The 13,245-nt window shown below is 65.9% G+C and carries 14 protein-coding genes; 4 read left to right on the top strand and 10 right to left on the bottom strand.

All coding sequences use genetic code 11. The annotated features are described in order from the left end of the window. Positions 1-57 precede the first annotated feature (57 nt). The 9 genes from ACP7C5_RS10640 to ACP7C5_RS10600 all read right to left on the bottom strand — a co-directional run bounded on the left by ACP7C5_RS10640 (position 58) and on the right by ACP7C5_RS10600 (position 6,852). Positions 58-519, bottom strand: coding sequence for an SUF system Fe-S cluster assembly protein (locus tag ACP7C5_RS10640; protein ID WP_426264209.1), 462 nt, complete (start codon positions 517-519; stop codon positions 58-60). Next, complete coding sequence (locus ACP7C5_RS10635) at positions 516-1,730, bottom strand: aminotransferase class V-fold PLP-dependent enzyme (protein WP_426264208.1); 1,215 nt, start codon at positions 1,728-1,730, stop codon at positions 516-518. The genes ACP7C5_RS10640 and ACP7C5_RS10635 overlap by 4 nt, the downstream gene beginning before the upstream one ends. After that, positions 1,727-2,476: a SufD family Fe-S cluster assembly protein gene (locus ACP7C5_RS10630; protein ID WP_426264207.1), complete on the bottom strand. Its 750-nt coding sequence runs from the start codon at positions 2,474-2,476 to the stop codon at positions 1,727-1,729. The genes ACP7C5_RS10635 and ACP7C5_RS10630 overlap by 4 nt, the downstream gene beginning before the upstream one ends. After that, positions 2,473-2,775 carry a hypothetical protein gene (locus ACP7C5_RS10625; RefSeq protein ID WP_426264206.1) on the bottom strand — a complete coding sequence of 101 codons (303 nt, stop codon included), beginning with the start codon at positions 2,773-2,775 and terminating at the stop codon, positions 2,473-2,475. Before ACP7C5_RS10625 ends, ACP7C5_RS10630 begins: the two co-directional genes overlap by 4 nt. A 68-nt stretch (positions 2,776-2,843) precedes the next feature. Then, positions 2,844-3,587 (bottom strand): Fe-S cluster assembly ATPase SufC, encoded by a 744-nt coding sequence (gene sufC / locus ACP7C5_RS10620; RefSeq protein WP_426264205.1) that lies wholly within the window; start codon positions 3,585-3,587, stop codon positions 2,844-2,846. 1 nt (position 3,588) lies between these two features. Next, on the bottom strand, positions 3,589-3,921 hold the full coding sequence (locus ACP7C5_RS10615; protein WP_133186805.1) for a hypothetical protein: 333 nt from the start codon (positions 3,919-3,921) through the stop codon (positions 3,589-3,591). A 31-nt stretch (positions 3,922-3,952) separates the two neighbouring features. After that, a complete protein-coding gene (gene sufB, locus ACP7C5_RS10610) occupies positions 3,953-5,437 on the bottom strand; it encodes a Fe-S cluster assembly protein SufB (protein ID WP_133186803.1) in 1,485 nt (494 codons plus the stop codon). Between the two features lie 38 nt (positions 5,438-5,475). Then, positions 5,476-5,889: an SUF system Fe-S cluster assembly regulator gene (locus tag ACP7C5_RS10605; protein WP_133186801.1), complete on the bottom strand. Its 414-nt coding sequence runs from the start codon at positions 5,887-5,889 to the stop codon at positions 5,476-5,478. A gap of 93 nt (positions 5,890-5,982) precedes the next feature. Further along, a complete protein-coding gene (locus tag ACP7C5_RS10600; protein WP_426264204.1) occupies positions 5,983-6,852 on the bottom strand; it encodes a helix-turn-helix domain-containing protein in 870 nt (289 codons plus the stop codon). 260 nt (positions 6,853-7,112) lie between these two features. On the opposite strand from ACP7C5_RS10600, the gene ACP7C5_RS10595 reads away from it, so the two are divergent. The 3 genes from ACP7C5_RS10595 (at position 7,113) to ACP7C5_RS10585 (ending at position 11,860) form a co-directional block, all read left to right on the top strand. Next, entirely contained in the window at positions 7,113-8,159 is a 1,047-nt protein-coding gene (locus tag ACP7C5_RS10595; protein ID WP_426264203.1) for a quinone-dependent dihydroorotate dehydrogenase, read from the top strand. 98 nt (positions 8,160-8,257) lie between these two features. Then, on the top strand, positions 8,258-10,018 hold the full coding sequence (gene ggt / locus ACP7C5_RS10590; protein ID WP_426264202.1) for a gamma-glutamyltransferase: 1,761 nt from the start codon (positions 8,258-8,260) through the stop codon (positions 10,016-10,018). A 57-nt stretch (positions 10,019-10,075) separates the two neighbouring features. Then, entirely contained in the window at positions 10,076-11,860 is a 1,785-nt protein-coding gene (locus ACP7C5_RS10585) for an AMP-dependent synthetase/ligase (RefSeq protein ID WP_426264282.1), read from the top strand. An 8-nt stretch (positions 11,861-11,868) separates the two neighbouring features. Here the strand turns inward: ACP7C5_RS10585 and ACP7C5_RS10580 are convergent, their stop codons facing one another. Further along, positions 11,869-12,273: a M67 family metallopeptidase gene (locus tag ACP7C5_RS10580; RefSeq protein ID WP_426264201.1), complete on the bottom strand. Its 405-nt coding sequence runs from the start codon at positions 12,271-12,273 to the stop codon at positions 11,869-11,871. 16 nt (positions 12,274-12,289) lie between these two features. Between ACP7C5_RS10580 and ACP7C5_RS10575 the strand changes: the two genes are divergently transcribed. Beyond that, positions 12,290-13,240 (top strand): RluA family pseudouridine synthase, encoded by a 951-nt coding sequence (locus tag ACP7C5_RS10575; protein WP_133186791.1) that lies wholly within the window; start codon positions 12,290-12,292, stop codon positions 13,238-13,240. Positions 13,241-13,245 lie beyond the last annotated feature (5 nt).

Below are 13,245 nucleotides of genomic sequence, written 5' to 3'. Positions count from 1 at the left end.
CTGCGTATGGGACTTCCCCACCCCAGCCCCTCCCCTGAAAGGAAGGGGCTTAGTGCATTACAGCATGCCCAATTCGAGCTTGGCATCGTCGGACATCTTGGCGGGATCCCATGCCGGGTCCCATACCAGATTGACCTCGGCCGAGCCGACGCCCGGCACCGCGCCGATGCGCAGTTCGACTTCCATCGGCATCGATTCGGCGACAGGGCAATGCGGCGTGGTCAACGTCATCGTAACAACGGCGTGGCCGGCCTCGGTCACCTCGACGCCATAGATCAGTCCGAGATCGTAGATATTGACCGGAATCTCCGGATCATAAATCTCCTTAAGCGCGTCGACGACCGCCTCGTACAGCGCTCCGCCCGGTTCGCCGGCGACATCGCCTGCGGGCTTCTGGCTAAGAAAACCCTCGAGATAGTCGCGCTTGCGCGTCCCTGCCTCGACCGCGACATCCTCGACGCGCGCGCGCGGCGGCTGCTCGACGGCGCCGACTTCCTGAATCTCGATCCGGTCGCTCATCCGAAAATCCTCGTTACTCTTTCAATTCCGCGCACCAGCGCTTCGACGTCGGCGGCGCTATTATAGACCCCGAAGCTCGCGCGCGCCGTCGCATCGACGCCGAGCGTCTCCATCAGCGGCTGCGCGCAGTGATGGCCCGCGCGCACCGCCACCTTGGCTTCGTCCAAGATGGTGCCGATGTCGTGCGGATGCACCCCCGCGATGCTGAAGCTGACGATTCCTGCGGAATCCTCGGGGCCGAACAAAGTCAGCGAGTTGAACTGCGACAGCGCGTCGCGTGTCAGTTTCACCAGCGCGGTCTCGTGCGCATGGATGCGCTCAAGCCCGATCCGCGTCACATAGTCGATCCCGGCGGCGAGCCCGAGCACGCCGACAATATGCGGCGTCCCCGCCTCGAAGCGGCCCGGCGGCGGCGCGTAGGTGGTGCCCGCAAAGCTGACCTTGTCGATCATCGCGCCACCGCCCTGATACGGCGGCATCGCCTCGAGCAATGCTGGCTTTGCCCACAACACGCCGATCCCGGTCGGGCCGTAGAGCTTGTGGCCCGAAAAGACGTAGAAATCGCAATCAAGTGCGGCGACGTCGACCGTCATGCGCGGGACCGACTGGCAGCCGTCGAGCAGGATCTTCGCCCCGACCGAATGCGCGATGTCCGCCGCCCGGCGGCCGTCGAGCACCGATCCGAGCACGTTCGAGACATGCCCCAACGCGACGAGCTTGTGCTGCGGCGTGATCATCGCGGCCATCGCGTCGAGGTCGATGCGATGGTCGGCAGTAAGCGGGAGCACGTCGATCTGCGCACCGATCCGCTCGGCGACCATCTGCCACGGCACGATGTTGCTGTGATGCTCGAGCTGCGAGAGCAGGATGCGATCGCCGGCCTTGAGCTGCGTTCCCGCCCAGCATTGCGCGACGAGGTTGATCCCCTCGGTCGCGCCGCGGACGAAGACGATCTCGTTTTCGGAGCCGGCGTTGAGGAACTGGGCCACCTTGCGACGCGCCGCCTCATAAGCGAGCGTCATATCAGCCGAGCGCTGATACACGCCGCGGTGCACCGTGGCGTAATCGGTGTCATAGGCGCGCGTGATCGCGTCGATCACCTCCTGCGGCTTCTGCGCAGTGGCGGCGGTGTCGAGATACGCCCAGCCGGCCGGGATCGCCGGAAAATCGGCGACATGGTCTAGCGGACGGGTCTGGATCAGCGCGCTCACAGCATCCGCTCCAACGCCGCCTGCGCCACCGCCTCGACGCGCTCGCGTTCGGCAACGTCCGCGATCCCCTCGAACACCGATCCGATGAACGCCCGCAGCAATCTCGCCTTGGCCTGCGGCGGCGCGATCCCGCGCGACGCAAGATAGAAGAGCGCATTCGCATCGAGCTCGCCGACCGTCGCGCCATGCGCGCACTTCACGTCGTCGGCGAAAATCTCGAGCTCGGGCTTGGCGTTCGCGGTCGCGGTGCGGCTGAGCAGCATCGCCTTGACCGATTGCGACGCATCGGTCTTCTGCGCATGCCGCGCGACCGCGACCTTGCCGAGATACGACCCCGTCGCGCGTCCGCCGAGCACCGATCGCACCACTTGGTTCGAGGTGGCATTGGGCTCGATATGGTTGAGCACGGTGACGATCTCGAGCGTCTGGTCGCCACCGCCGAGCATCGCCGCGCCAAGCTCGAAGTGCGCGCCTTCGTGGCACGTCACGTCGATGGTCACTCGGCCGAGCTGCCCGCCGACGTTAAGCACGTGGAAGGTCGCGGTCGCACCGGCGCGCAGGATGACCTGGAAATCGCGGATCGCGACGGCGTCGATCGCTGCATCCTGCACGATCACGCGGGCGATGGACTGGCCGGCGGGGACCTCGATCACTTCGGCCGCAGGCACTGGCCACACCGAGGCGACGGCTTCGAGATCGGAATACCGCCAGGATTCATCGCGGCGGGTGGGAAGAGCCAGCGTCATTGCACCGCTCCCGCCCGACGATCGGCCAACTCGGCGATCAGTTGATGGCGTTGGTCGCGCACGCACATAGCCATCTCCCCATTGATCCCTTCGATGAGCCGCTGGCGCGTCGCCGCATCCACGCCCTTGGCGCGTGTCGCGGTATAGCGCGGCATCGCCGGAATCGCGCAGACGCGCATCGCCTCGCAAGCAACCCCGTCGATCTCCGGGTCACCGGTCGATCGGGTCACCGCGCAGACATATTTGCCCTTCTTCATCCGGACCGACGCGCGCCAATCCTGCAGCTTGCGGGCGATCACGACGATATCGGGGTCGGCGGCTGGTGGCGGCGACGGGGCGACACTTTGGAGCAGGGCCAAGGCGAAGATCACGCCGCCACCCCGGCGTATCCCTCACGCTCCAGCTCCAGCGCCAGTTCCGGTCCGCCCGAGCGCACGATCCGCCCGCCGGCCAGCACATGGACGAAATCAGGCGCAACGTAATCGAGCAGGCGCTGATAGTGGGTGATCAGGATCACCGCCTTGTCGGGCTTGCGCATGATCCGGTTGATTCCGTCGCCCACGACGCGCAGCGCATCGATGTCGAGCCCGCTGTCGGTTTCATCGAGGATCGCGAGGCTGGGGTCGATGATGCCCATCTGCACCATCTCGTTGCGCTTCTTCTCGCCACCTGAGAAGCCGACATTGACCGGACGCTTGAGCATCTCGGCATCCATCGACAGCGCGGCCGCCTGCTCGCGCGCGCGCTTCAGGAACTCAGCGCCCGACAGCGGCTTCTCGTCGCGCCCGCGGCGTTGGGCGTTTAGCGCCTCGCGCAGGAATTGCAAGTTCGACACGCCGGGGATCTCGACCGGATATTGGAAACCGAGGAACAGCCCGGCGGCAGCGCGCTCGTGCGGCGCCATTTCGAGCAAATCCTTCCCGTCGAACTCGACCGAGCCCGCGGTGACCTCATACCCGGGCCGCCCGCCGAGTATATAGCCGAGCGTCGACTTGCCCGCGCCGTTCGGCCCCATGATCGCATGAACCTCGCCCGCATTGACGCTGAGCGAGAGGCCCTTGAGGATTTCCTTGCCGTCGATTTCGGCGTGGAGGTCGGTAATTTTCAGCACGTTATTTCCCAAAAAAATGTAGCAGCGCGAAGAGGATACCGATCGTCGCCGCGCCTTGTCCGACCACCCAAGTCACAAGTTTTGCTTCGGTACCCTTGATGTCGCGTTGCACCTTGAGGTGAAGCTTTTCGATATCGGTTTTGAGTTCGGCCTTAACCGCCTCGAGACTTGCTTTCAGTTCAAATTTGACCGCGTCGAGGTCTGTCTTCGCGGCAATCCTGAGCGCTTCGAGATCGCGTTTGGTAGCGATTTCCTCGTCGAACAGCCCGGCAAGCGCCTGCGCCTGTTCGTCGGTGAAAGCGGGCTTCAATCGCAAAATCTGCGCCATCGACATCAGATCAAACTCCCTCGACCGACACCCGTGGTTACCCCACGCTGCCCTCCAGCGAAATCCCCAGCAACTTCTGCGCCTCGACCGCAAACTCCATCGGCAGCTGCTGCAGCACTTCTTTGGCGAAGCCGTTGACGATCAGCGCCACCGCCGCCTCGGAATCGAGCCCGCGCTGCATCGCGTAGAACATCTGGTCGTCGGAAATCTTCGAGGTGGTCGCCTCATGCTCGATCTGCGCCGACGGGTTGCGCACCTCGATATACGGCACGGTATGCGCCCCGCACTGGTCGCCGAGCAGCAGCGAGTCGCACTGGGTGAAGTTGCGCACGCCCTCCGCGGTCGGCGCGACGCGCACCAGCCCGCGATAAGTGTTGTCCGAACGCCCCGCCGAAATGCCCTTCGACACGATCGTCGAGCGCGAGCCCTTGCCGAGATGGATCATCTTGGTGCCGGTATCGGCCTGCTGGCGGTTGTTGGTCACCGCCACCGAATAGAATTCGCCGACGCTGTTCTCGCCCGCGAGGACGCACGACGGGTACTTCCAGGTGATCGCGCTGCCGGTCTCGACCTGCGTCCACGACACCTTCGAATTCTTGCCCTGGCACAGCGCGCGCTTGGTGACGAAGTTGTAGATCCCGCCCTTGCCGTTCTCGTCGCCAGGATACCAGTTCTGCACCGTCGAATATTTGATCTCGGCGTCGTCCAACGCGACCAGCTCGACCACCGCCGCATGCAACTGGTTCTCGTCGCGCATCGGCGCGGTGCAGCCCTCGAGATACGAGACGTACGCGCCCTTGTCGGCGACAATCAGCGTGCGTTCGAACTGGCCGGTATTCTCGGCATTGATGCGGAAATAGGTCGAAAGCTCCATCGGGCAGCGCACGCCCTCGGGGATGTAGACGAAGGTCCCGTCGCTGAAGACCGCGCAATTGAGCGTCGCAAAATAATTGTCGTGCTGCGGCACGACCTTGCCGAGCCACTTGCGCACGAGATCGGGATATTCCTTGATCGCCTCGGAGATCGACCGGAAGATCACGCCCGCGGCCTCGAGCTCCTTGCGGAAGGTGGTCGCGACCGAGACGCTGTCGAACACCGCATCGACCGCGACGCGGCGCTTGGGGTTGCCCTCGGCATCGAGCTCCTCGACGCCGGCGAGCATCTTCTGCTCCTCGATCGGAATGCCGAGCTTCTCATAGACGCGCAGGATCTCGGGATCGACCTCGTCGAGCGAGCCGAGCTTGGGCTTTACCTTGGGCTCGGCGTAATAATAGGCGTCCTGATAGTCGATCGGGTCCATCTGGAGCTTGGCCCAATCGGGCGCCTCCATCGTGAGCCACAGGCGGAACGCCTTGAGGCGCCAGTCGAGCATCCACGCGGGCTCGCCCTTCTTGGCGGAGATGAAGCGGACGGTGTCCTCGCTCAGGCCCTTGGGCGCAAAGTCCTGCTCGATGTCCGAATGGAAGCCCCATTCGTAGGTCTTGCTGACGGCTTCATAAGCTTCGGCGTTCTTGGTAGCCATTACATCATCCCTGCCGTCACGCGGCTCGTTAAAATCAGTCATGCCGGGATCCTCGACAGGCTCGCGAGCGAAACCCCGTCGAGCGCACCGCGCACCGCGCCGTTGACGACGCCCCAATGCGGTTTGACCCGGCAATCGCCCTCGAGCGCGCAATCGTGCCGCGCCTCGTCGACGCAGGTGGTGAGCGCGATCGGTCCCTCGATCGCCTCGATGATATCGGCCAGGCTGATCGCCGCCGCGGGTCGCGACAGACGGAAACCGCCGCCGGTGCCGCGCGCGCTCTCGATCAGCCCGCCCGCCGACAGCCGGCTGACGAGCTTCTGCACCGTCGGCAGCGGCAGTCCGGTCTCCTCGGCGAGCATCGTCGCATTGAGCCGACCCACGCTACCGCAATGCCGCGCAGCGGCGGACATCATCACGACGGCATAGTCGGCAAGGCTGGAAAGACGCATCGGGTCCAATCGGATGGAATTGCTCCGATTGCAAATGGGCGCGCGCACGAGTCGGGTCAACCCCTGCGCCTGCCCTCCCCTGGAAAAGACGCGCTAGGTTCCGCTCACCAGGGGGCTGACGACACCGTCGAGCGCGGTGCGCTGCGCGATCGTCAATCGTGGGAGGACACCCGGATCGGCGCGGATCTGCCCGGGGGTCAGGCCGGTGAACTGCTTGATCTCGCGGATCATGTGCGACTGGTCGTAGAAACCGCGGTCGACCGCGTCGCCAATCGTCTCGGCATCGGCCGCCATCGCCACCGCGGCCCGCAAGGCGCGGTACTTGCGCGCAAGCAATTTGGGCGGCGCGCCGTACAGGGCGTTGCACTTGCGCTCGACCTGCCGCCGCGACAGACCGGTAGTGGCAAGCAGCTCCTCCATTTCGGGCGAGGGGCTTGCCGCCAGCCAGGCATCGACCTCACGCACGAATCCGATCGCGCCGAGCGTACAGTGGCCATCGGCGCTGCGGATCAAGTCGCGGACCAATTCCTCGCCCACCGCGGCGCGCGCGGCGATGCCCTCGGTCTTGCGCAGCGCGGCGGTCGCGACCTGCAACCGCCCGAGGCCGAACAGTTTGCCCGCATCGACGACGCGGTTGACCATGGTCGAGGCATCCGCGCCGATCATCGCCGCCCAGCCGACCGCGGTCACGCCCATCCCGAAGAGCGCGATCGGTCCCTCGGCATGGACATGGACCGCGCCGCTGGTCGGGCCGATCACATGGATGTCGCTCGAATCCTGCTCGGTCCCGTCGGCGAAGCGATAACAGGCGCCGCCTGGGGACAATCGAAAGCGAATCTGCGCGTTGTCGGCGCGCTCGACATCATCGAACACGGCGACGGCGGCGGAAAAATCATAAAATAGCGTTACATAGTCGGCCAGATCCGCTGCCGGAACGGCATAGTCTAGCCGAACGTTCTCCACGATTGCGGACCCCTCTGTTCTTGGGAACAGAGCGTATCGCGTTCGTCGAACAAAGAAAAGTGGGCCGGTCAGCAAACTGACCGGCCCAAGGCAGGAAGCTCCAATTTGGGGCTCCCCGGGTCGCACTTTCTCATACCGTGATTCGCCGTCGTCAGTATTGGACAGAGTCGCCGGACTTCCCGTCAAACGGCGTGACACAGAAGTCTGCCCGAGCGCGGGAGCGCTTTGACGCAGCCGCCCTGCGCTGTCATCACGCCGCCATGCTGTTCCCCCTGCTCCGCCCCGCTCTCTTCGCGCTCGATGCCGAACGCGCGCACGAGATGACGCTCAAGCTTCTTGCGACGGTGAGCCGCACCGGCGTCGCGCGGAGCGAAGGCCCGGCCTGCCTGCGCACCAACGTCGCGGGGCTCGATTTCGCCAACCCGCTCGGGCTCGCCGCCGGCGTCGACAAGAATGGCAGCGCGATCGACGGGTTCTTCGCGCTGGGCTTCGGCAGCGTCGAGATCGGGACGCTGACCCCGCTGCCGCAAGCGGGCAACCCCAAGCCGCGGTTGTTCCGGCTGGTCGAGGACCAGGCGGTGATTAACCGGATGGGATTCAACAATGGCGGGATCGCCGCGGCACTGCCGCGTGCGGTCGCGGCGAAGCGGCGCGGCGTGCTCGGCATCAACGTCGGCGCGAACAAGGACGCGCCCGACCGCGTCGCCGATTATGCGCACGGCGTCGCCGCCGCCGCGCGCGTTGCCGATTATGTCACGGTCAATATCAGCTCGCCCAACACGCCGGGTCTGCGCGACTTGCAGCACGGCAACGAATTGCTCGACGTGCTCGCCGCCGCCGACGAGGCGCGCCGCGCACCGGTCGAGCGGCCGCGGCTGTTCCTCAAGGTCGCGCCCGATCTCGACCCGTCGGCAATCGACTTCATCGCGCGCGCCGCGGCGGCGCACCATGTCGATGCGCTGATCGTCAGCAACACGACGATCTCGCGCCCCGCGCTGCGATCGGCGCATGCCGGCGAAACCGGCGGCCTGTCGGGCGCGCCGCTGGCAAGCCTCGCCCGCCAGCGGCTCGCCAATTTCCGCAGCGCGACCGGCGGGACGATGCCGCTCGTCTCGGCCGGCGGGATCGACAGCGCCGACGAAGCCTATGCGCGGATCTGCGCGGGTGCGAGCCTCGTCCAGCTGTACTCGGCATTGGTTTTCCACGGTCCAGGGCTCGCGCAGCGGATTCTCCGCGGGCTCGCAAAAAACCTTGCGCGCGACGGGTTTGCCTGCATCGCCGAGGCGGTCGGCACGCGAGCCGCCTGAGCCTGCGCGCCGGCCAGAGACGCGGAGAGGATATGAGAAGCGCAAGCTTGGCTCGATCCCGTTCTTGCCTGCACGGTACAGCGCGCTAGGGTCGCGTCATGACCAGACCGCTTGTTGCTTACCTGCTCCTGCTGATCGCGCCCGCCGCTGCGGAAGCCCGGCGCCCGGCTCCGCCACCACGGCCAGCGCATAGCCCTGCGCTCGGAATGGTCAGCGCCGCCGACCCGCGCGCGGCCGCCGCCGGGGCCGAGATCCTGCGCGAGGGTGGCAGCGCGACCGACGCCGCGATCGCGACGATGCTCGCCCTCAATGTCGTCGAGCCGCAGAATAGCGGGATCGGCGGGGGCAGCTTCATGCTCCACCACGACGCCGCGACCAACGCCGTCGCCGGGTTCGACGGGCGCGAGACCGCGCCAGCGGCAGCCGACCCGAAATGGTTCTACGGCGCAGACGGCAAGCCGCTCCCATTCATGGCGGCCCTTCCGGGCGGGCGCAGCGTCGGCGTGCCCGGCAACCTGCGGATGATGGCACTGGCGCACCAGCGCTACGGCAAGTTGCCTTGGGCGACGCTGTTCGGCCCGGCGATCAAGCTCGCGCAGGAGGGCTTCGCGGTCACCCCGCGGCTGCATAATGGGCTCGCCAATTTCGGGGGGCACATCGATCCTTGGGCGCGGTCGCACTTCCTTGCGGCAGACGGCACGCCACTCCCCGTCGGCACGCTGCTCAAGAGCCCCGAACAGGCCGCTTTGTTCACCGCGATCGCCAAGCACGGCGCCGACTATTTCTACACAGGCGCGGTCGCGCAGAAGATCGTCACCGCGGTCAACACCGCCGCGCGCAACCCGTCGAAGATGACGCTCGCCGATCTTGCGGGCTACCGCGCCAAGGAACGCCCGCCGGTCTGCACGATGTACCGCGTCTACAAGGTATGCGGCATGGGCCCGCCCTCGTCGGGCGGGATCGCGGTGCTGATGATCCTCAAACAGCTCGAACGCTTCGACCTGCCCAAGCTCGGCAGGAATTCGCCCGTCGCCTGGCATCTCTTCGCCGAGTCCGAGCGGTTGGCCTATGCCGACCGCGATCTCTATCTCGGTGATCCCGACCATGTCACCGTGCCGATCAAGGGCCTGCTCGATCCGGCCTATCTCGCCAGGCGCTCGGCGCTGATCTCGCCCGAGCACAGCATGACGAGCATCGCCGCCGGCACCCCGCCCGGCGCACCGCAGCGCACACTCGCCCCCAACGCCGATGTTCCCGGCACGAGCGACCTCGTCGCGGTCGACAAGCAGGGTAACGTCGCCGAGGTCACCACGACGATCGAAAGCTATTTCGGGTCGGGCGTGTCGGTCGACGGCGTGATGCTCAACAACGAGCTCACCGATTTCGATTTCGTGCCCGTCAAGGACGGCTATCTCGTCGCCAATCGCGTCGAAGGCGGCAAGCGTCCGCGCAGCTCGATGGCGCCGACGATCGTCTATGGCGCCGACGGCAAGGTCCGCATCGCGATCGGCGCGGCGGGCGGATCGACGATCATCGCGCAGGTCGCCAAGGCCCTGGTCGGCGTGCTCGACTGGAAGCTCAGCGCGCAGGATGCGATCGCGATGGGCTTGCTTTACGCGCCCAAGCTCGACGCCGTTGCCGAAAAGGGCACGCAGCTCGATGCGATGGTGCCCGCCCTGCAAGCGCTCGGCGAGCATATCCAAATCGCGCCATTGGGGCTAAAAGCCAATGCGATCGAGCGCGTCAACGGCGTCTGGGTCGGCGCCGCCGATCCGCGCAGCGAGGGCGTCGCAGTCCGCGAGGACGGCCAGACCACACAGATCGTCCGCGCCGGCGCAACGCCGCGTCCGGCCGAATAACCGTTATTCCGCAGCCGAACACGGCGCGTCCTCCCCGGGAGAGAGAGTATGTCAGACATCCGCCGCCTCGAACATTTCCCCAATCTCGTCGCGATGTTCCTCACGCGCGCTGCCGAAAAGGGCGATGCGCCGTTCCTGTGGCACAAAGCGGGCGGCCGCTGGGTGTCGCGCAGCTGGAGCGAAACCGCGCACCAGGTCGCGAGCATGGCGGCGGCGCTCAAGGCGATCGGGCTGGTGCCCGGCGACCGCGTGATGCTGATCAGCGAGAATCGTCCGGAATTCTGCATCGCCGATCTCGCGATCATGGCGGCGGGCTGCATCACCGTGCCGACCTACACCACCAACACCGAGCGCGATCACATCCACATCCTCGAGAATTCGGGCGCCAAGGCGGTGATCGTCTCGACCGCGAAGCTCGCCAAGACGCTGCTCCCCGCCGCCATCCGCGCGAGCACCGCGCAGATCGTGATCGGGATCGAGGATCTGCGCGCGTACCAGTCGGGCGCGCTCGAATTCCACCAGTGGGACGCGCTGCTCGCCACCTATGCGGCCGCACCGTCGACCATCGCCGCGACCGCAACGCGCGCCGATACCGCCTGCCTGATCTACACCAGCGGCACCGGCGGATCCCCGCGCGGCGTGATGCAGCATCACGGCGCAATCCTCCACAACGTCCAGGGCTGCTGCACGATCATCTCGGAGGATTTCGGCTGGGACGACGAGATCTTCCTGTCGTTCCTCCCGCTCAGCCACGCCTATGAACATACCGGCGGGCAATATTTCCCGATCGGGCTCGGCGCGCAGATCTATTACAGCGAAGGCCTCGACAAGCTCGCCACCAATATCGAGGAGGTCCGCCCGACGATGATGATCGTCGTGCCGCGGCTGTTCGAACTGCTCCGCACGCGCATCACCAAGGCGGTCGAAAAGCAAGGCAAGCTCTCGAGCTATTTGCTCGGCCGTGCACAGGCGCTCGGCAGCAAGAAGGCGGCGGGCAAAGCGGGCTTGCTCGACAAGCCGATCGACTTCCTGCTCGGCGCGACGTTGCGCCCCAAGATCCAGCAGCGCTTCGGCGGTCGCATCAAGGCGATGGTATCGGGCGGCGCGCCGCTCACGCCCGAGGTCGGCACCTTTTTCGAAGCGGTCGGGATCACCGTCCTGCAAGGCTATGGCCAGACCGAGACCGCGCCGGTGATCTCGTGCAACCGCCCCAAGGCCGGGCTGAAGATGGACACCGTCGGCCCGCCGATGCCCGATACCGAAGTGCGTATCGCCGACGATGGCGAAATCCTCGTGCGCGGCGAACTCGTCATGCACGGCTATTGGCGCAACCCCGCCGAGACCGCGCGCGTGCTGCAGAACGGCTGGCTCCACACTGGCGACATCGGCGTGATCGACGCGCAGGGCCGCATCCAGATCACCGATCGCAAGAAGGACATCATCGTCAACGACAAGGGCGAGAATGTCGCACCGCAAAAGGTCGAGGGGATGCTGACGCTTCAGCCCGAGATCGCGCAGGCGATGCTGTTCGGCGACCGGCGGCCCTACATGGTCGCCGTCATCGTTCCCGATGCCGAGTGGACGCAGCAATGGTGCGCGCGCGAGGGCAGCGCCTGCAACTTCGCGCGGCTGGCCGAGAATAGCGCGTATCGCACCGCGCTCGGCCAGGCGGTCGAGCGGGTCAACGCCGATCTGGCGGTGACCGAGCGAATCCGCCGCTTCGTCCTCGCCGACGAACCCTTCGCGATAGAGAACGAGCAGATGACGCCGAGCCTCAAGATCCGGCGGCATGTGTTGAAGGCGGTCTACGGCCCGCGGCTAGAGGCGCTCTACAAGGCCTGAGCGGACGCTCAGTTGGCCTTATCGACCGCGACATAGTCGACCGGCACGAATGCGCCCGCGGACGGCGTCCGCCACAGCCGTGCGTCGCTCGCCGTCACGATCAGCCACAGCGCGCCGTCGCCCATCGCCCCCTCGGCATCGCGCACCGAGGGGGTCGCGATGCCCGACGGATGCGAATGATAATGCCCGACGACCGCGGGGCCGCCCAGCCGCGCCGCACGGTGCGCCGCAAACAGTGCAGCGGGATCGATCTCGAAATGCCGGCCTGGATCGGGCGCGACGTTTGGACAGGGTTGCGCGCTGTCGATCGTCTCGGCGGTGCCGAACAATAGCCCGCAAATCTCGCGCGCCGGCGATAATCGCGCATCGTTTAGCAGTCTCGCCACGAGAGTGCTTGAAATTTCCATCGCCATTCCCAGATTCTAGAGCATGAACCGGGGGGTCGTCACCATCGAAGCGCGCGTGTCCGAAAAGGCATTAGGCCTCCGGCTCGACCGCGCGCTTGCCGACGCGCTGCCAGAGGTTTCGCGCGAGCGGCTCAAGGCGCTGATCGCCGGCGGCGCGGTCACCGATCCGCGCGGCGCGGTGGTGAGCGATCCGTCGAGCAAGGCGGTCGCCGGCGGCCTGTATGTTGTGTCTGTTCCCGAGGCGACGCCATCGACCAACCAAGCGCAGGACATCGCGCTCAACGTCGTCTTCGAGGACGAGCATCTGATCGTGATCGACAAGCAGGCCGGGCTTGTAGTCCATCCGGCAGCGGGCAATGCCGACGGGACGCTCGTTAACGCGCTGCTCCACCACTGCGCGGGCAATCTGTCGGGGATCGGCGGAGTCGCGCGCCCCGGAATCGTCCACCGAATCGACAAGGACACGTCGGGGCTGATGGTCGCTGCCAAGACCGATCGCGCACACGAAGGCCTCGCTCGCCAGTTCCACGACCATTCGATCGACCGCCGCTACAAGGCGATGGTGTCGGGCCGCCCTACCCCCACCGCGGGCTCGGTCGACGCCCCGCTCGCGCGCTCGCCGTCGAACCGCAAGAAAATAGCGATCGTCCCCGGCGGAAAACGCGCCGTCACCCACTATACTACTCTTGAGCGGTTGAACGGGGGTGCGTTGGTGGAATGTCGACTGGAAACGGGGCGCACGCATCAAGTCCGTGTGCACATGGCCTCGCTCGGCCATCCCTTGATCGGCGACCCGGTTTACGGTAGAACAAAGCAGGCCCATAAGGCACTTCTGGAAACCCTGGGTTTCCGACGTCAGGCGTTGCACGCCGCCCGTCTGGGGTTCATTCATCCGGTGAATAGTAACGCTTTGGCGTTTGACAGCGAAATGCCTGGCGACATGCAGGAACTGTTCACTGCACTCTTGGTATAGCATTC

This window comes from Sphingomonas sp. PWP1-2 (assembly GCF_049898305.1).
Classification (GTDB): domain Bacteria; phylum Pseudomonadota; class Alphaproteobacteria; order Sphingomonadales; family Sphingomonadaceae; genus Sphingomonas; species Sphingomonas glacialis.
The sequence above is the reverse complement of the archived record's forward strand: the minus strand, read 5'-3'. Positions and strand labels throughout refer to the sequence as shown.

Excerpts from the sequence above, each read along its gene's own strand:
- ggt (WP_426264202.1), top strand. The coding sequence starts at position 8,258 with ATGACCAGACCGCTTGTTGCTTACCTGCTCCTGCTGATCGCGCCCGCC.
- ACP7C5_RS10605 (WP_133186801.1), bottom strand. The coding sequence starts at position 5,889 with ATGCGTCTTTCCAGCCTTGCCGACTATGCCGTCGTGATGATGTCCGCC.
- ACP7C5_RS10595 (WP_426264203.1), top strand. The coding sequence starts at position 7,113 with ATGCTGTTCCCCCTGCTCCGCCCCGCTCTCTTCGCGCTCGATGCCGAA.
- ACP7C5_RS10615 (WP_133186805.1), bottom strand. The coding sequence starts at position 3,921 with ATGTCGATGGCGCAGATTTTGCGATTGAAGCCCGCTTTCACCGACGAA.
- ACP7C5_RS10575 (WP_133186791.1), top strand. The coding sequence starts at position 12,290 with ATGAACCGGGGGGTCGTCACCATCGAAGCGCGCGTGTCCGAAAAGGCA.
- sufB (WP_133186803.1), bottom strand. The coding sequence starts at position 5,437 with ATGGCTACCAAGAACGCCGAAGCTTATGAAGCCGTCAGCAAGACCTAC.
- ACP7C5_RS10630 (WP_426264207.1), bottom strand. The coding sequence starts at position 2,476 with ATGACGCTGGCTCTTCCCACCCGCCGCGATGAATCCTGGCGGTATTCC.
- ACP7C5_RS10640 (WP_426264209.1), bottom strand. The coding sequence starts at position 519 with ATGAGCGACCGGATCGAGATTCAGGAAGTCGGCGCCGTCGAGCAGCCG.
- ACP7C5_RS10580 (WP_426264201.1), bottom strand. The coding sequence starts at position 12,273 with ATGGCGATGGAAATTTCAAGCACTCTCGTGGCGAGACTGCTAAACGAT.